Source organism: Xanthomonas sp. 3075 (assembly GCF_014197275.1).
Taxonomy (GTDB): Bacteria; Pseudomonadota; Gammaproteobacteria; order Xanthomonadales; family Xanthomonadaceae; genus Xanthomonas; species Xanthomonas campestris_B.
Map to the genome: position 1 here is coordinate 174,697 of NZ_JACIFI010000004.1, position 16,745 is coordinate 191,441.

17 protein-coding genes and 1 other RNA gene are annotated in these 16,745 nt (G+C 64.1%); 12 read left to right on the forward strand and 6 right to left on the reverse strand.

Translation table 11 applies throughout. The annotated features are described in order from the left end of the window. Positions 1–366: 366 nt before the first annotated feature. Complete coding sequence (locus GGR62_RS05760) at positions 367–927, reverse strand: ferritin-like domain-containing protein (protein ID WP_184406966.1); 561 nt, start codon at positions 925–927, stop codon at positions 367–369. 43 nt (positions 928–970) lie between these two features. Continuing rightward, the gene (locus tag GGR62_RS05765; protein WP_184406967.1) at positions 971–1,453 is read right to left on the reverse strand and encodes a peroxiredoxin; all 483 of its coding nucleotides are present in this window, start codon (positions 1,451–1,453) and stop codon (positions 971–973) included. A gap of 163 nt (positions 1,454–1,616) precedes the next feature. Here GGR62_RS05765 and GGR62_RS05770 point away from each other — a divergent pair, with 163 nt between their 5' ends. The 8 genes from GGR62_RS05770 (at position 1,617) to GGR62_RS05805 (ending at position 9,474) form a co-directional block, all read left to right on the forward strand. Next, positions 1,617–2,093 (forward strand): Hsp20/alpha crystallin family protein, encoded by a 477-nt coding sequence (locus GGR62_RS05770; RefSeq protein WP_184406968.1) that lies wholly within the window; start codon positions 1,617–1,619, stop codon positions 2,091–2,093. A 416-nt stretch (positions 2,094–2,509) separates the two neighbouring features. Further along, positions 2,510–3,412 (forward strand): DnaJ C-terminal domain-containing protein, encoded by a 903-nt coding sequence (locus tag GGR62_RS05775; protein ID WP_184406969.1) that lies wholly within the window; start codon positions 2,510–2,512, stop codon positions 3,410–3,412. 594 nt (positions 3,413–4,006) lie between these two features. After that, complete coding sequence (gene pilH / locus GGR62_RS05780; protein ID WP_184406970.1) at positions 4,007–4,393, forward strand: twitching motility response regulator PilH; 387 nt, start codon at positions 4,007–4,009, stop codon at positions 4,391–4,393. Between the two features lie 511 nt (positions 4,394–4,904). Beyond that, positions 4,905–4,980, forward strand: a non-coding RNA gene (locus tag GGR62_RS05785) — sX9 sRNA. Between the two features lie 133 nt (positions 4,981–5,113). Beyond that, positions 5,114–6,256: an FtsH protease activity modulator HflK gene (gene hflK / locus GGR62_RS05790; RefSeq protein WP_184406971.1), complete on the forward strand. Its 1,143-nt coding sequence runs from the start codon at positions 5,114–5,116 to the stop codon at positions 6,254–6,256. Further along, the gene (locus tag GGR62_RS05795; RefSeq protein ID WP_184406972.1) at positions 6,256–7,122 is read left to right on the forward strand and encodes a protease modulator HflC; all 867 of its coding nucleotides are present in this window, start codon (positions 6,256–6,258) and stop codon (positions 7,120–7,122) included. The genes hflK and GGR62_RS05795 overlap by 1 nt, the downstream gene beginning before the upstream one ends. A 556-nt stretch (positions 7,123–7,678) precedes the next feature. After that, positions 7,679–7,864 carry a DUF2065 family protein gene (locus tag GGR62_RS05800; RefSeq protein WP_184406973.1) on the forward strand — a complete coding sequence of 62 codons (186 nt, stop codon included), beginning with the start codon at positions 7,679–7,681 and terminating at the stop codon, positions 7,862–7,864. A gap of 317 nt (positions 7,865–8,181) precedes the next feature. After that, on the forward strand, positions 8,182–9,474 hold the full coding sequence (locus tag GGR62_RS05805; protein WP_179454894.1) for an adenylosuccinate synthase: 1,293 nt from the start codon (positions 8,182–8,184) through the stop codon (positions 9,472–9,474). A gap of 264 nt (positions 9,475–9,738) precedes the next feature. Here GGR62_RS05805 and GGR62_RS05810 read toward each other — a convergent pair whose 3' ends face one another. The 3 genes from GGR62_RS05810 to bdcA form a co-directional block, all read right to left on the reverse strand. Next, positions 9,739–11,064 carry an XVIPCD domain-containing protein gene (locus GGR62_RS05810; RefSeq protein WP_184406974.1) on the reverse strand — a complete coding sequence of 442 codons (1,326 nt, stop codon included), beginning with the start codon at positions 11,062–11,064 and terminating at the stop codon, positions 9,739–9,741. 25 nt (positions 11,065–11,089) lie between these two features. Beyond that, entirely contained in the window at positions 11,090–11,953 is an 864-nt protein-coding gene (locus GGR62_RS05815) for a hypothetical protein (RefSeq protein ID WP_184406975.1), read from the reverse strand. A gap of 258 nt (positions 11,954–12,211) precedes the next feature. Further along, complete coding sequence (gene bdcA, locus GGR62_RS05820; RefSeq protein WP_047128275.1) at positions 12,212–12,925, reverse strand: SDR family oxidoreductase; 714 nt, start codon at positions 12,923–12,925, stop codon at positions 12,212–12,214. Positions 12,926–12,996: 71 nt separating this feature from the next. Between bdcA and GGR62_RS05825 the strand changes: the two genes are divergently transcribed. The 3 genes from GGR62_RS05825 to GGR62_RS05835 all read left to right on the forward strand — a co-directional run bounded on the left by GGR62_RS05825 (position 12,997) and on the right by GGR62_RS05835 (position 16,089). Then, positions 12,997–13,587, forward strand: a complete 591-nt coding sequence (locus GGR62_RS05825; protein WP_184406976.1) for a TetR/AcrR family transcriptional regulator — start codon at positions 12,997–12,999, stop codon at positions 13,585–13,587. Between the two features lie 478 nt (positions 13,588–14,065). Further along, positions 14,066–14,983, forward strand: coding sequence for a hypothetical protein (locus GGR62_RS05830; RefSeq protein ID WP_184406977.1), 918 nt, complete (start codon positions 14,066–14,068; stop codon positions 14,981–14,983). Positions 14,984–15,468: 485 nt separating this feature from the next. Next, the gene (locus tag GGR62_RS05835; RefSeq protein ID WP_260305534.1) at positions 15,469–16,089 is read left to right on the forward strand and encodes a hypothetical protein; all 621 of its coding nucleotides are present in this window, start codon (positions 15,469–15,471) and stop codon (positions 16,087–16,089) included. Here GGR62_RS05835 and GGR62_RS21405 read toward each other — a convergent pair. Next, a complete protein-coding gene (locus GGR62_RS21405) occupies positions 16,086–16,379 on the reverse strand; it encodes a hypothetical protein (protein WP_326520239.1) in 294 nt (97 codons plus the stop codon). The two genes, GGR62_RS05835 and GGR62_RS21405, sit on opposite strands and share 4 nt — an antisense overlap. 65 nt (positions 16,380–16,444) lie before the next feature. Here GGR62_RS21405 and GGR62_RS05845 point away from each other — a divergent pair, with 65 nt between their 5' ends. Next, positions 16,445–16,693 (forward strand): XVIPCD domain-containing protein, encoded by a 249-nt coding sequence (locus tag GGR62_RS05845; RefSeq protein ID WP_326520241.1) that lies wholly within the window; start codon positions 16,445–16,447, stop codon positions 16,691–16,693. Positions 16,694–16,745 lie beyond the last annotated feature (52 nt).

A 16,745-nucleotide genomic window follows, 5' to 3' on the forward strand; every position in this document is an offset into this window, starting at 1 on the left:
TGCCCCCCACCATCGCAGGACACGCCGCAAGTACGTCCGTGATGGCCCTTACGCGGCATCGATGCCACGTAAGGTCCGGCGACAGTGGGCTGGCAAGGACCAGTCGAGATGGTCGGCATGCATGGGTTTAAACCAAGCAACCAGCGGAGTCTCTGGTGCGGTGTCCTCGCCGCTGGCGGGACCGTGTGGCGGCATGGATGCCGCCACCGAGCCTCCATGGATGGATTCACGGCGTGTCCCGCGAGGGGCGAGGGCACCGAGCCTTCGACCCACTAGACAGTCGACATGGCATTCGACTGCATCCAAACGGCGCAACGACGCGATATCAAGGCAGGTTCGGTGCACGACACATCAACCACCATTAGCTCACTCGCCAATCCAGCCTTCCAGCAGGTCGGCGAATTCATCGGCATGCTCTTCTTCCTGCGCAAGGATGCCTTCCAGGATGCGCTTGGTGGTGGTGTCCTTGTCGCCGATGAAATCGATCATCTCGCGGTAGCTATCGATGGCGATGCGCTCGGCGATCAGGTTTTCCTTGACCATGTCGCGCAGGTCGGTGCCTTCCTTGTATTCGGCGTGAGAGCGCTTGGTCAGCGTGTCCGGGTTGAGGTCCGGTTCGCCGCCCAGCTGCACGATGCGCTCGGCCAGCTGGTGCGCGTGCGCCTGTTCCTGCTGCGCATGCTCCAGGAACTCGCCCTTGACCGCGTCGGCAAGCATGCCCTTGGCCATGAAGTAATGGCGGTAGTAACGCAGCGTGCACACGTACTCGGTGGCAAGCGCGGTGTTGAGCAGCGCGATCACCGCTTCGCGGTCGGCGTGGTAGCTCTCGGTGATGGCGCCGTCTTCGATGCGCTTGCGCGCGCGGGCGCGCAAGGTGGCGGTATCGGTGATACCTGCGGGGGTTTTGGTGGCTGGCTGATCAGACATGGCTGGCCGTTTTCCTTCTTCAGTGGGCGGGGGAATCAATGCATCAATCGGGCAGATGCTGCAGCACGTAATCGGCCGCAGACACCTTGAACTCGCCGGGCTCTTCGACAAACAACGCCTTGACCACGGCATCGTCGGCATACAGCGCGTAGCGACGCGAGCGCAGGCCCATGCCCGACCCGCTGGCGTCGATCTGCAGGCCCAGCGCGCGGGCCAGCTCGGCGTTGCCGTCGGGCAGCAGGTGCAGGCCATCGGGAACCAGCTGGCTGCGGCCCCAGGCCTGCATCACGAACGGGTCGTTGACGGCCGTGCACAGCACTTCGATGCCGCGTTTGCGGAACTGGTCGAAGTGCTCCACATAGCCCGGCAGGTGCTTGGCCGAGCAGGTCGGGGTGAATGCGCCCGGCACCGCGAACAGCAGCACCTTGCGGCCTGCGAACAGGCTGTGGGTATCGACCGCTTCGATACCCTCGCGCAGGCGCTTGAGCACGACTTCGGGAATACGGTCACCAACGTGGATGGTCATGCGGGCGGGCTCCTGTGGCTGAACGAATTCTAGAAAGGGGCGCGGAAACAGCGCGTCAACGCGCTTGAAATCCACGGCGCAACGCCTATCTGACGCACATGGCCGGCGCGAGGGCGCAACGCCGCCGCAGCCGGCCCGTCACCCAACCTTCAGGAGGCTCGCAATGAACATCGTTCGTTATCCCCAGTGGCCCACCCACGCGCTGCAGAACGAAATCAAGCATGTGTTCGACCGCTTCTTCGAGCAGAACAGCGACACCGACGAATCGGCGGTGGTCACCGCGCAGTGGGTGCCACGCGTGGACATCAAGGAAGAACCCAACCACTTCGTGTTGTACGCCGACCTGCCGGGCATCGACCCCAGCCAGATCGAGGTGCAGATGGACAAGGGCATCCTGTCGATCAAGGGCGAGCGCAACAGCGAGTCCAGCACCGAGACCGAGCGTTTCTCGCGGATCGAGCGCCGCTACGGCAGCTTCCATCGCCGCTTCGCGCTGCCCGACAGTGCCGACGCCGACGGCATCACTGCTGCCGGACACAACGGCGTGCTGGAAATCCGCATTCCCAAGCGCCCGGCAGCCACCCCGCGCCGCATTCAGGTCGGCAATGGCCAGGATGCCAGCGGTAGCACCGTGCAGTAAGCATGTTTGAAGTGCCGGCCGTGTGGTCGGCAGAGGGGCGGTGATGCGTGGAGTCGGCAGGCTGTCGCACCTGCTGCAGTTGCGCGTCTCGCCGCCCCCATGTGCGGCGGCGCACCGGCTGGTCTCCGCCGCTCAAGACAGGTGGATCTGGAGTAGCGTCATCGGCGCTTCGCTCCCCGGCGACGGCCGCACCGTAGAATAGGTGCGGTCGCCCGCCCGGCTGCGAATCGATCAGTTCTCACACCTCCTGTTCGGCCGTCAGGCCGGCGCGGCGGGTGCACGGATCGGCATGTACTCTTCGTACACTGCAGGTCCATTGCACCATCTGCGCTTCCGGCGACCGCTGGTGTCTTGGGAGCTGCTCGAACTGGCTCGTGGCCTTGGCTGCGGGCCGTTTTTTTTCCAGAGGTGATTAGATGGAATTCAAGGATTACTACGCAACGCTGGGCGTCGAGCCCAGCGCAGGCGACGCGGAGATCAAGACCGCGTACCGCCGGCTCGCGCGCAAGTACCACCCCGACGTGAGCAAGGAAGCCGGCGCGGAAGACAAATTCAAGGCCATCAACGAGGCCTATGAAGCGCTGCGCGACCCTGCCAAGCGCAAGGCCTACGACCAGCTCAAGGCGCAGGGCTTCCGCCCGGGCGACGAGTTTCAGGCCCCGCCCAATTACAACGGCGGGCAGGGCTTCGACTACGAGGAAGTGTTCGGTAACGGCGGCGCAGGCGGCGGCTTCAGCGATTTCTTCGAAAGCCTGTTCGCCGGTCAGCGCGGCGGCCGGCCGCGTGGGCCCGGTGCTGGCCCGGGCGTAGGCGCAGGTCCCGGCGCGCAGGCGCGCGGCGACACCCGCGCCAAACTGGCGGTGCCGCTGGAAGCGGTGCATGCCGGCGACAGCGTGCGCATCACCATCAATGGCAAGCAGCTGGATGTACGCGTGCCCAAGGGCGTGCAGCCCGGACAGGTGATTCGCCTGAGCGGGCAGGGCAATGGTGGCGGCAACCTGCTGCTGGAAATCGAATACGCCGCGCATCCGCAGTTCGAGGTGGACGGGCGCAATATCCTGTACACCTTGCAGGTCATGCCCTGGCAAGCCGCGCTGGGCACCACCATCAGCGTGCCGACCCTGGGCGGCTCGGTGGAGCTGAAGGTGCCGGCCGACTCGGACGCCGGCCGCAAGCTGCGCCTGCGCGGCCGCGGCCTGCCGGGCGCCACGCCGGGCGACCAGATCGTGGAACTGGAAATCCTGGCCCCGGCCCCGACCGACGACGCGCAGAAGAAGGCCTATCGCAACCTGGCCAAGGCATTCGGCGAGACAGTGTGAGGGGGCCGGGTCAGGGCAGGCGCGCGTTGGGCCTTCTTCCTGAGGGAAGGTGTGGATCGCCCGGCGCGATCGCTGCCCCCATCCGCCCTGCGGGCACCTTCCCCCGCTCGCGGGAGAAGGCCGGCGGTTGCACGCGCGCGACGGCGGGCGGTTGATGGTGCGGTCGAGCCCCACTGGCCAGCGGCAGACGAGCTTCTTGCTACGCCTGCGGGAGCCAAGCCCCCCTGTGTACGCCAGCCGGAGACAATCCCGCTCCACGCCAGCGGGAGACGGCCCCTCTCTCGCTCGCGGGAGAGGGGTTGGGGTGAGGGGTCACAAGGCAATCGGCGCATCCGTCAGGATCGACTTGCCGCTTTCCTGCTGGCCGCAGCCTCATCCGGCGCCTTCGCCACCTTCGCCTGCAGCATAAGGGGGAGCAGAACCCCGCTCGGTTGCATCCAATCGCGCCCATCCGACGTAATCCCTCAGCATGCGTCCACGGCGGACGACAACGCGCCACCCACCGCATTGCCCGGCGTCCAGCGCCCTGCCTGGCACCCGCTACCGAAAGCGCGGCTGGCGCACTACACTCGCTGCGCATACTAGGAAAAACGCATGGCACGCATTCTGATCGTCGACGACTCGCCGTCGCAGCTGCTCGGGATTCAGCGCATCGTCGAGCGTCTGGGGCACGAGACCATCACGGCCACCGACGGTGCCGCAGGGGTGGAAGCGGCCAAGTCGTCGTTGCCCGACCTGGTGCTGATGGACGTGGTCATGCCCAACCTCAACGGCTTCCAGGCCACACGCACGCTCAAGCGTGAGCCGACCACCCAGCATATTCCGGTGATCCTGGTGACCACCAAGGACCAGGACACCGACCGCATGTGGGGCATGCGTCAGGGCGCCCGCGCGTACATCACCAAGCCATTCTCCGAAGACGAACTGCTGGAAGTGATGGAGCGGGTGTTCAACCAGAAGGACGAACCACCGACTGCCTGAGCACGGCACTGGCCGGTAGCACAGGGTGTGACAGCGCGACGCGAGGCCGATGGTCGAAGGTCCAACTGCGCTGGTGGCATGCGTCATCGCGCCAACCATCGGGTGCGTCCGGCAGCGCCGCGGGTTCCAGAGGTGTCGTCGGTCGTCGTCATTCGCTCGCAGCGGTGTTACGCCCCTGCCGGTGGGCCTGTGCCGAGACCGCATCTGCGCATTCACGTGTGGGCACATGGGATCAGTTGACCGGCAACCGCTGTGTTGCCGGCAGGCACTACCGTCGCCATTTCTACCCGTGGTGGCCGCATTGCCGACATGGCCGGCTCCCGCTTCCCCGATCATCAGCGGCATATGCCGGCTGCGCGACCGCATTGCAGGCGGCCGGGAATCTTAGCGACACCTGGCTCCGGTCCACTCCCGAACCTGGCCATCCCTCCAATTCGCCTCACCGGCGAATAGCGGCTGACAAAACGACTGCGCCGCCGCCAGGCGGCTGCGGCCGGTGCTCGGAATCGGCATGTCCCACACGTACACTCCGGTTCCTCCGCGTCGTCCACACCCACCTGACCACCGCTCGCTCCGTTTTGTTAGCCGCTCTAAACCGCAACGCACCAGAACCGGACCTTTCAAAACGGCCGGTCTGCCCCATCTAGTAGAATCAGCGAATCAAACAACACGGTGGCACTGCGGGACTGGCCCGCACCGCCCCTCGATCATGGAGCGTGCATGGCCTGGAACACACCCGGCAACAAGGGCGGAGACGGCCCGGATCCCAACCGTCGCAGGTCCTGGGGCCCGCGTGGTGGTGGCAACGGTGGTGGTTGGGGCAACCTACCCGGTCCGTTGAAGGAGCTGTTCGATGGCGGCGTGGGGCGCTGGATCCTGGTCGCGGTGGTGCTGATGGTGCTGTTCTCCAGCTTCCAGCTCATTGGCGAGCAGCAGCGTGGTGTGGTGCTGCGCTTCGGCCAGTTCTCGCGCATTCTGCAGCCCGGCCCGAACTTCAAGCTGCCGTGGCCGATCGAATCGGCGCGCAAGGTCAACGCCACCGAGATCAAGACCTTCAGCAACCAGGTGCCGGTGCTGACGCGTGACGAGAACATCGTCAACGTCTCGCTCAACGTGCAGTACCGGATCAGCGACCCGCGCAAATACCTGTTTGGCTCGCGCAATGCCGATCTGGTGTTGGAGCAGGCGGCGCAGAGCGCGGTGCGTGAGCAGGTCGGTCGTTCCGATCTCAATACCGTGCTCAACAATCGCGGCCCGTTGGCGATCGCGTCCAAGGAGCGCCTGCAGGTGGCGCTGGATGCCTACAACACGGGGCTGCTGGTGACCGGTGTGACCCTACCGGACGCGCGCCCGCCGGAAGAAGTGAAGCCGGCCTTCGACGAGGTCAACGGCGCCCAACAGGTGCGTGAGCGCCTGATCAACGAAGCGCAGGCCTACGCCGCCAAGGTGGTGCCGGAAGCGCGCGGTCAGGGTGCACGCATCCGTACCGGTGCCGAAGGCTACAAGGAAGCGGTGATTTCCAAGGCCGAGGGCGACGCCGATCGCTTCACGCTGTTGCAGGAGCAGTACGCCAGTGCCCCCGAGGTCACGCGCAAGCGGCTGTGGCTGGAAACCGTGCAGAAGGTGTTGTCGGAAAACCGCAAGGTGATCGGCAGCGATGGCCGCCAGGTCATCTATGTGCCGCTGCCGGCAGACGGCAAGTCCGCCAACAGTGGTGGCAACGGCAATACGGGCAATGGCGGCATGCCGTCGATGGTGCCGCAGGATGTGCTGTTGAATCCGCCGCAGAACAGCAGCGGTAGCGAAAGCATCCGCAACCCGGAGCGCGGCCCGCGCCCGACCGGCCGTGAGGGGACCGAATAATGAAGAACTCGCTAGGTATCGGCCTGCTCGTCGTCATCCTGCTGGGCCTGATGGGCTCGGTGTTCGTGGTGCGCGAAGATCAGACCGCCATGGTGCTCAACCTCGGCCGCGTGGTGCGTGCCGACCTCAAGCCCGGTCTGCACTTCAAGATTCCAATGGTGGAATCGGTGCGTATGTTCGATCGCCGCTTCCAGGTGCTCGATACCGCCCCGGCGCGCTACTTCACCGCCGAGCAGAAAGACGTCAGCGTGGACTTCTTCGCCATCGGTTACATCTCCGATGTGCGTGCGTTCTACCGCGCCACCACCGGCGGCGACGAGAAGGTGGCCAATGCGTTGCTGACGCCGATCATCACCGACTCGCTGCGCAACCAGATCAACTCGCGCACGTTGCAGCAGCTGGTCTCCGGCGACCGTAGCGAACTGATTGCCGGCCAGCTCAAAGGCATCAACGCTGCGATCAAGGGCCTGGGCATGCAGATCACCGACCTGCGCATCAAGCAGATCGACCTGCCGACCGACAGCCAGGTGATCACCGATGTCTACGAGCGCATGCGTGCCCAGCGCAAGCAGGAAGCCAGCAAGCTGCGCGCAGAAGGTGAAGAGCAGGCGCTGACCATCCGTGCCCAGGCCGACCGCGAGAGCACCGTGATCAAGGCCGATGCCGAGCGCGATGCGCAGAAGCTGCGTGGCGAAGGCGATGCCGATGCGGCGCGTATCTATGGCCAGGCTGGCTCGAAGGATCCGTCGTTCTATGCCTTCTACCGCAGCCTGGAGGCGTACCGCGAGTCCATGGCCGACGGCAACGGCGTGGTGGTGCTCGACAAGAATGATCCGTTCCTGCAATACCTCAAGAGCGATCGTTGATTGCTCGGCGTGAGCGTGATGCGCGAGGGCTGGTCGTCGAGCGAGCGGTGAGGAATGGCCGCCTTCCGCAAGCTCAAGCTTCCGGAGGCTCTCAACTTGCGTGGCTGCGACCAATGTTGCAGATGTTGAAAATGCTCCAGATATTGAAAAAATTGTGACCACTACGCCCGCCTTCGCGGGCGTAGTCGTTCTGGCCGGGGCGTGGATGTTCGTGGAAAGACCTGGGGCGTTGCGTTGTGGTGTCTTCACTGTGTTTTCCTTTATCCGGCGGTGGTGTTGGCCCTCATCCGGCGCGTTGCGCCACCTTCTCCCGCGCGCGGGAGAAGGGCGTTTTCCGAGGGCTTCGGGATGTGCGTACCGCGCACGCGGCCCGACCCTTCTCCCGACCAGACCCTTCTCCCGCACCCGACCCGACCCGACCCTTCTCCCGCGCGCGGGAGAAGGTGCCCGAAGGGCGGATGAGGGCGAACAAGAGAAGGCAGCCAAGCCCACCCTCCACACATCAACCATCTAACCCGGGCACACTCCACGGTTCCCCAGTGCCACGGCCCCGTCGATGAATGACTTCCTCACCGCCCTGTGCCTGATCCTGGTGATCGAGGGCTTGCTGTTGCTCACCGTGCCGACCGCCTGGAAGCGCATGGTCGAGTACGTGTTCAGCCTTCCCATTGCCCAACAACGCGCCATTGGCGGCGTCACCCTGGTGCTGGGCGCAATCGCGCTGTGGATCGTGCGCCACTGAATGCCGGTCGCGGTGACATGGGTGCCACTGCCCGCCGTCGCCGTCGCCGTCGCCGTCGCAGCCGGTTCCCAGCCGGCAGCCGGTCTGCTGCGGTGGTTTGCCAGGGCTAGTGCCCGTCACCGGAAACCCGGATAATGCACAAAAGCCGGCCGGGCACGCTCCAACCAGAGCACTCGGTTCGGCTTTTTCCGTGTCAGGGCTGTCGCGCCACTGCAACGCTCCCCGATGGAGCCGCGCGCCCGGTGTCGCCGCCAGTCCTGCATCGATCCCATCCCGCGGCCCCGATGGCCGCCGCAAAACTCAGGAGTTCACCCGTCATGGGTCAATCAGTTGTCGTGCTCGGTGCCCAGTGGGGCGATGAAGGCAAAGGCAAGATCGTCGATCTGCTCACCGAAGAAATCGGTGCGGTCGTCCGCTTCCAGGGCGGCCACAACGCCGGCCATACGCTGGTTATCAACGGCAAGAAGACCGTCTTGCATCTGATTCCGTCCGGCATCCTGCGCGACGACGCGCTGTGCCTGATCGGCAATGGCGTGGTGATCTCCCCGGCCGCGCTGATCAAGGAAATCAGCGAGCTGGAAGGTGCCGGCGTGGAAGTGCGCTCGCGCCTGAAGATCTCCCCGGCCGCACCGCTGATCATGCCGTACCACATCGCCTTGGATCAGGCCCGCGAGAAGGCCGCTGGCGGCAAGGCCATCGGCACCACTGGTCGCGGTATCGGCCCGGCGTACGAGGACAAGGTCGCCCGTCGCGGTATCCGTATCGCCGACCTGCATTACCCGCCGCAGCTGGAAGAACTGCTGCGCACCGCGCTGGATTACCACAACTTCGTGCTGACCAAGTACCTGGGCGTGGAAGCAGTGGATTTCCAGAAGACCTACGACGAAGCGCTGGCCTTCGGCGACTACGTGCAGCCGATGAAGTCCGACGTCGCCGGCATCCTGCACGACCTGCGCAAGCAGGGGAAGCGGGTGCTGTTCGAAGGCGCGCAGGGCGCCTTGCTGGACATCGACCACGGCACCTATCCGTACGTCACCAGCTCCAACACCACCGTGGGCGGCGCATTGGCCGGCACCGGCGTGGGCGCTGACGCCATCGACTACGTGCTCGGCATCGCCAAGGCCTACGCCACGCGCGTGGGCGGTGGCCCGTTCCCGACCGAACTGGACGACGAAGTAGGCCAGGGCATCCGCGACCGCGGTGCCGAATACGGCGCCTCCACCGGCCGCCCGCGTCGTTGCGGCTGGATGGACATCGTCGCGCTCAAGCGTGCGGTGGCCATCAACGGCATCTCCGGCCTGTGCATCACCAAGCTCGATGTGCTCGACGGCATGGAAAAGCTCAAGGTCTGCATCGCCTACGAATACCGCGGCAAGCGCACCGAATACGCCCCGCTGGACGCGCAGGGCTGGGAAGAGTGCACCCCGGTGTACCTGGAGTTCCCGGGCTGGACCGAGAACACCCACGGCATCACCGAATGGGACAAGCTGCCCGTCGCCGCCCGTGCCTATCTGCGCGCGCTGGAAGAACTGGCCGGCTGCCCGATCAGCATCGTTTCCACCGGCCCGGATCGTGACCACACGATGGTGCTGCAGGATCCGTTTGCCTGATCGAGTGACGTCCAACACGTGATCGCACAACGGCCCGGCTTGTCCGGGCCGTTGGCGTTTGAGGATTGCTGATTTGCCATGATTTCCAGCGGTGCAGGGGCGCAGCTGGCACGCTCACGCCAGTGCATTGTTATCGTTGGGCCGGTTCGGTTACTGCGGATAGGCGCATACCTGCACTCGCTGGTTCGCGGTATGGTCCGTGCCGAGCGTTATGCACCGAGATCGGCCGAGATGGGCAGGTACGTGATCTCCGCAGCGTTGCCTTTATCCCATGCGCATCGACGCGCTCTCACGCTGCCGGTTGTCCATCTCCTGCTGCTGGCTCTGCGCCAAGGCCTGCTGGCGATCTGCGCCGGCGACTTCCAGCCGCTGCAGTGATTGCTCCACCGGCGTCTGTACGGCCACGTCGGTCGGCATGTGGGCGCGCAGGTGCGCCGGGTTGTTCAACTCGCCCTGCACCACAAACACGTTGCGGCCCGCCGGGCTGTCGGCGGTCTGTTCGCTCAGCACCACGTGGTCGGCCCGGTCCAGAGCGTTCTGGCGGGCGAGGGTCATCACGCTGGCGATGAGGCGCTCGCTGTTCTCGTCGGGCGTGCGCCCGGCTTGCGCATCGATGGCGTTGACACCCGCGCGCACCTGCTGCAGCAATGCGTAGTCCCGGTGATCAGGGCCGATATCGGCCAGTTTGGTAGGCGCGTGCGTCCGCTCGGGCAGGCCGTCGGTCGAAGCAGTGAACGGGCTGCGGGTGATGGAGCGGTGCGGATCGTCTTGGTGGAACTGCGTGGCTTTCTGCTGCCGCTCCAGGCGGACGGCGCGGGCATCGTCGAGTTCGGCGATACGGCCGGGATTTGTTTCTTCGCGCATGGAAAGATGCCCGCCGCCTGCGCTGACGTTCACCCATTTCTGCTCTTTTTCGAAGTACATCGCGTAGAAGCTGTTGCTGCCGATGACGTTGGGGTCGACGGCTGAGCGGCCTTCCAGCATCTGGATCGCCTCGGTGGTGCCGAGCTTGGCCAGGTACTGGCTGCCGGCCGCCAGTCCCATCTGCGCAAATGTCTCGTAGCCCGTGTTGCTGATACGGGCAGCGCCGGCGTACTCGTTGTCGAGCATGTTGGTCCAGATCTGTTTCACCTTCTGGGGGCCGCTTTTTTCCAGGGCTGCTTGCAGGAGCACGCGGGGCGTCCAGCAGTTGGGGTCGAGACGATGCTGCTCAAATGCGCGGTCGTGCGCGAGCATGACGGAGGCGCCCGGTAGGTTCAGTGCCAGATCTGGGCGATCTCGACGGAACCAGCTTTGCCTAAGTTCCAGGTCCTTTGTGAGTAGCGTCTGTCCGAACTCTTCCCACTGCCGCTCGGTTAGGTCAGCATTGGCAAATCGTGAGCCATTATCGTGTTGCGACCTGGCGTGGTCTTGCGCGTAACTGTTGGCGACCTGGCCGGGCAAGCTGTCGTTTCTCACTACGCCCAGCGCCAGCGTTCCGTAGCCGTCTGCACCATCTAGCTGCGAAAGATAGTTCCAATACAGCTCGCGGTTGCCTCTATCCGCATAGTTGGAAAGGATTCTGAGATCGTCCTCCGTCATCCCACTCATATTTCACTCATTGTCAATGGGCCGGTCATCTGACCTTGGTTCGTGCCAGTACGTCCTTCATCGCGTGTTCCATGCGCTCCCAGTCCTTCAGAAATGCCCGGTAGTAGTGAAGCGTGATGGACAGCTTGTTCTCTACATCGACAAGGTAGTGAGTGCAATCGGCGACAACCGGGCCTTCCTCGTCAATAACCTGGTTGCCCTCAATCCGGATGCCGTCCTTGCGAAATTTGGCGCTGTCGCATTTGATAAACGTCGTCAAATTACCGCCGTCGTCTCGTGCCACATACCAGTCATACTCAAGCGCAGGGTTGCGCGCTGGAGGCTTGCCGTAGTGGGCTTTGTACGCTTTCACATACTCATCCATCTTCTCCTCATCGATGGCATAGGGAATCAGTCCCAGTGTTTCAGGCTGTGCAATCCGGAGATCGAGTCTCTCCACAGGATTACCTCGTTCGACCCAATCAGCCTTGGTAAGCGCGTCGTTGGATGAATAACGTGCCAGCAATGCCTCAATAGGGACCCGGTCAACGTAGTCAATCGATGCGTGTATCTCCTTGCGGAAATCATTCGTACGCGGGTTGGCCCGTGCCCCGGGCGGGGTGGGGGTCATATCTGGCCATTCGATGACCAGCGTGACGCCTTCGCCCGGCCATGGTGCGATCTGGCTGTCCAGATAGTTGGCGGGGATGCGGAAGGTGTTCGGCCCCAGCTTTACGTCAACCGGCGCGTCCGAATAGGTGTGCCCGTTGATGGTGCGGCCTGTGGTAACGGTGCCTGACATGGGGGAAGTCCTTTTTTGTTCGGGTGATGGCGTCCGTGCACAGGCACTGCCGGTCACGGCGACGGCGAGTGCAAGAGCCAGGCACCGGCCGGATGACATCATGTGCATTGGTCAGTCCATTGCAGGGTTCGCCGCAACTATAGGCAACTTGGGATCAGCGCGACAGCAAGGGCCAAGCCTGCGATTGTCCTTGCCATGCGCCGCACGACATGGGAATGCGATCACGCTCTGCCGGAACGAAAGGCGCGTGGATCAAAGCGCGGGCGGTGCAACGGCAGCTCGCCACGTGTGCCGAAGAAGGACGTTTGCCGCCCTTGATCGCACTAAGTGTCGAGCTGCAACGTGGTCAACGCAGACGCCGCCGCGTCATGCTCCAAACGCACCATCGATCGTGTGCATCGCCCCGGTGACAAAGCTCGCTTCCGGGCCGGCGAGCCATGCCACCATGCCGGCCACTTCGTCGGCGCGGCCGTGGCGTTTGATCGCCATGAAGCTGTGCATCAGGTCTTTCATCGGCCCGTTTTCCGGGTTGGCGTCGGTATCGATCGGGCCCGGTTGCACCACGTTGATGGTGATGCCACGCGGCCCGAAGTCGCGTGCCAGCCCGCGTGCCAGCCCTTGCAGCGCGGATTTGCTCAGCGCGTAGGACGCCATGCCGGGCAGCGGCATGCGGTCGCCGTTGACCGAGCCGATCACGATGATCCGCCCGCCGGGTGGCATCTGCCGCGCGGCCTCCACGGCGGCGTGGTAGGGCGCGTGCACGTTGATGCGGAACAGCCGGTCCACCGCGTCCGGATCCTGGTCCAGCGCATCGCCGAACAAGGCGATGCCGGAGTTGACCACCAGCACATCCAGCGGCCCGCTGCGGCGCACCGTGGCGATGACCGCATCGCGGTCGGCGCTGTCGGCCAGCACCGCAGTGCTGCCGGTGTCACCGGCCAGGCGCTGCGCCGCCTCGGCAGAACCGGCATAGGTAAACGTCACCCGCGCGCCCTCGGCCACGAAGCGCCGCACGATGGCGGCCCCAATCCCCCGGCTGCCACCAAGCACCAACACCGACTTGTCTTTGAACGCGGACATGCACTCACCTCACAATTAATGTAGCGAGTAATACAGAATAGATTTCGTCTGCCGTCAAGGATTTTGTAACAATGACTACAAAAAACTCCCGGGCCCGCGGGCGGCCGCGGGCATTCGACCCGGACCAAGCGGTCGCCACCGCGCAGCAGCTGTTCCATGCGCGCGGCTACGACGCACTGAGCGTGGCCGACCTTACCCAGGCGCTGGGCATCAACCCGCCGAGTTTCTATGCGGCCTTCGGCAGCAAGGCCGGCCTGTATGCGCGCATCCTCGACCGCTACGCGCAGACCGGTGCCATCCCGCTGCCGCAAATTCTGGACGCCAACCGCCCGCTAGCGGACGCGCTGGCCGACGTACTGGAGCAGGCCGCCCGCTGCTACGCCGCAGACCCCGCCGCCACCGGTTGCCTGGTGCTGGAAGGCACGCGCAGCAACGACGCGCAGGCGCGCGAGGCGGCCTGCGGCTTTCATGTCGCAGCCCAGGAGTTGATCCGCTCCCACATCGCCAAGCAGTGCCCGCACGACGCAGACCGGCTGGCCGATTTCGTCAGCACCACCATGGCCGGGCTGTCCGCCAGTGCCCGGCATGGGCAGAGCCTGGAGCGACTGCTGGCCAGTGCGCGGTTGGCGGGGGAGGCGCTTCGGGCGGCGCTGCGCGGGTAAACAGGGTGCGAGCGGGCAGAGGGCTTTCGGTGGCGTGAGCGCACCTGCTCGCTAATCGAGGCGCGCTTGCCGCTACCCAGTACGTTCAACGAGATGGTCGTGATCGGCCGTCGCTCAGGGGAAGTCGTTGTCGGATGACTGGTGCGGTAAATCAGGAAGTGACGGGGCAGCGCCTGTGGGCCATCCATGGTCTAGGCTGGCTTTAACACAGGCCACTTCGACCTCTTTGTGCAATGCTGGCGATCACATGGAGCCGCACGCAGCGTGTTGGTTGAACGTTCCGAACCATCCGAATTGCTGTTCGCCCCGGACAGTCGCGCTGACTCCATACCAGGTGGCGTCTTTGCGGGATGTAGCGTCTATTTCGGTCCCGAAATGAGAGTGTCGCCGAACCGTTTTCGTCTGCGCTCAGTCACTTGACCGAGCCTGCTCATACGGCCACAGTCCGGGACGTTCGCCTCTTCGTTCAAGGATGCCCGTGAAGAAGCTGACGCATTGCATTGTGGCGACCGCGCTGGTGCCCATCATGACGCTTGGGTGTGCACGGCTTTCGATGGAACAGGCTGCTGCAAATCCCTCAAGCGCTGCACACGAAGCATCGTCTTTTCCTCAGGCGCCTGCTGCTGCGCCTTCACCTTGGGTGTCCTTCAAACTGGAACGGCAGATGGGCGCCGTCTGTGTCGACCGTACGCAATCACAGGGTTCCTCGCCTGCGCCTTTGCTAAGGGACGGGTTCTGCAAAGGCCCGGCACCTGCGCATATGGCGGCTGCATTGCTCGCCCTGCCTGCAGATGCGGGCGATGCCTCGCCGCAAACGCGCGAGGCGAGCCTGCGCGATGCGGTGTACGTGGCCGCACCCGGCCTGGGACGGCGCGCCGACTTCACCGTGGTTGCGGGTGATCTGACAATCCGTTCGTTTGAAAGTGCTGATCCCGACAAAACGGCGTACTTGGTCTGGTCGGTGAAGTGCGGTGCGGACGAGGCAGGTCTTGCGTGCCAGTCAGGCAAAGGGCGAAAGGCGTATCGCGTCACCAAGGACGGCACCGCACGCGATGTCAGTGCAGCGGTGTTTCCGCCAGCGCCTAGCCTGACTGCAGAAGATATTGCCAGGCAAAACGACCACGGCGGCTCGGAGCTTTTTCTGTTCGACGACAAGCTGCCCTTGGCGCCGACGATGCGATGGTTGATGGAATTTGACCCCGACCAGCCGCTGGCCACCGATGACCCGAAACGTGTCGGGTCTTACGCCCATTTTGGTTTTCTCCGGTGGACGGGCGAACGCTTCGAACTTGTGGAACGGGTTTCCGGGGCGCAGTGGCCATGTCGCCAGCAACGCACAGGCCAACCCGCAGGTGTGGACTCTCCTGATGGTGAGGACCGTTTCGTTTCCCATTAATGCAGCGTGGCAACACCGATTGCCAAGCGATGACGTGCGGCCTCAGGTGAACGGCTTGCGCACGGGTCGCAGCAGGCCAGAACAGTGGCCCGTGGGGCAGAGCACTACTGATGCAGTGTGATAAAAATCAGGTCGATCGTGAGCTAGGCCATCCAGACGGAAGCCAGGCCATCCAGACGGAGCAGAGCATGCATCATCGCCAATTAAACGGACTGGTCATGGGTGCCGTGCTTAGCGTCGTAGCTGGATGCGCCCAAGACAGCGCCCGCTCGGCAACACGCTCCCCTGCGACCTCACCCGCCACCGAGAATGTCTATCCCGCAGTGCCCTCGTTCTCTCCAAAGCCTTGGAAGCGCTTCGCGCTGGAGCAAGGCATGGGAGCAGCCTGTTCAACCCGATCGCAGCGAACCTCCTCTGGCCGCAGCGTCCTGTTGCCCGCTGACGAATGCATTGGCCCTGCGCCGCGTCCCCTGGCCGAGGTCATCTTGTCGCTTCCATCCGCTGATCTGGGCGTTGCCACCGAAGCACGCGGCGAGGCCTTGAAGCATGCTGCGTATGTTGCGTCTCCGGGTTTGGGCGCGCGCGCCGATTTCATGTTGGCTGCAGATGCATTCTGGGTGCGCTCGTTCGAGTCGCGCGATTCACGTCATACCGTCTACCTGGTTGGCGGGGTGAGGTGCACCGATCGGGCATTGGACTGCAAGAATTCAAGAGGCGTGCGGGCATTTCGGTATGAAGAGAAAGGCCAGCTGGTGGATGTGAGTGGAGAGGTGTTGCCCCCTGCGCCCGCATTGTCCGAAGACGAGGTCCGGCACTATCAGGCCTATGCGGAGCCGATTCCCTTCCTGGATGTATCGCGCCTGTGGCAAGTTCCCGTGTTGCGCTGGGTCATCGAGTCAGATCCGGATGCCCCGCTTGCCGATGACCCGCGCTATTACAACGACTGGGCATATCTGCACTTTGGATTTCTGGTCTGGACCGGACAACGCTTTGAGTTGATGGACAAGGTTGATCGCGCGCGATGGCCATGCAGGCCTGTGGCCGAGGGAAGGGCTGCTTGTTCGGATCCACTGGACAACAGGGGCGATCGTTTTGTCACTCCTTAATCGATGCAGGGAGAGCGCAGATGGCTCGGGTCATAGAGGTCAGTATCAAAGAGCGCGCAGACGAGGCGGTTGCGCTGTTCAACGCAAACCGTCCTGCAGATGCGGTGGCATTGCTGGAACGGCATCGGCAGGGGCAGGGGCAGCCAGAGGTCGTGCAAGAAGGCATGTATCGCGATGTCAGCAGCCAGGCCCAGCGCAGCATCGCCGCCAGTGCAGAACGCGCGCAGGTGCAGGTCACGCCCCTGGTCGGCCAATTGGTGGGCAGCATCGGAAGGTGCAGCGATGCGCACAGCGAGCGGATGAGCGCCAGCCTGGCCATTTGGCGAAGGAGCACAGGCTTGCGCGGATCCATCATGTGCTACTGAGCAACCGGACATCGCGTGCAGCGGCCGGTGCCACCGTGTTCGTGGTGCAGGGCGAACCCAGCAACCCGGCCCATCTGCGTGCCAACATGCCCACTGACGTGGCCGTCAGTACGCCGGTGGAGCAGTTGCTGGCAAAGCTGCAGGAGCTTGATGCGCGGAACTTGGCGCAAGCGCAGCGTCAGGCGCAGGAGAGAGGGGGACTACTGGAAGAGGCTGTCAAGCTGCGAAGCATTGGGTGAGGTCGTCCGTTTCCACTGTCTGACTGTAGATCAAGGCTCGGGATTCGCTTTC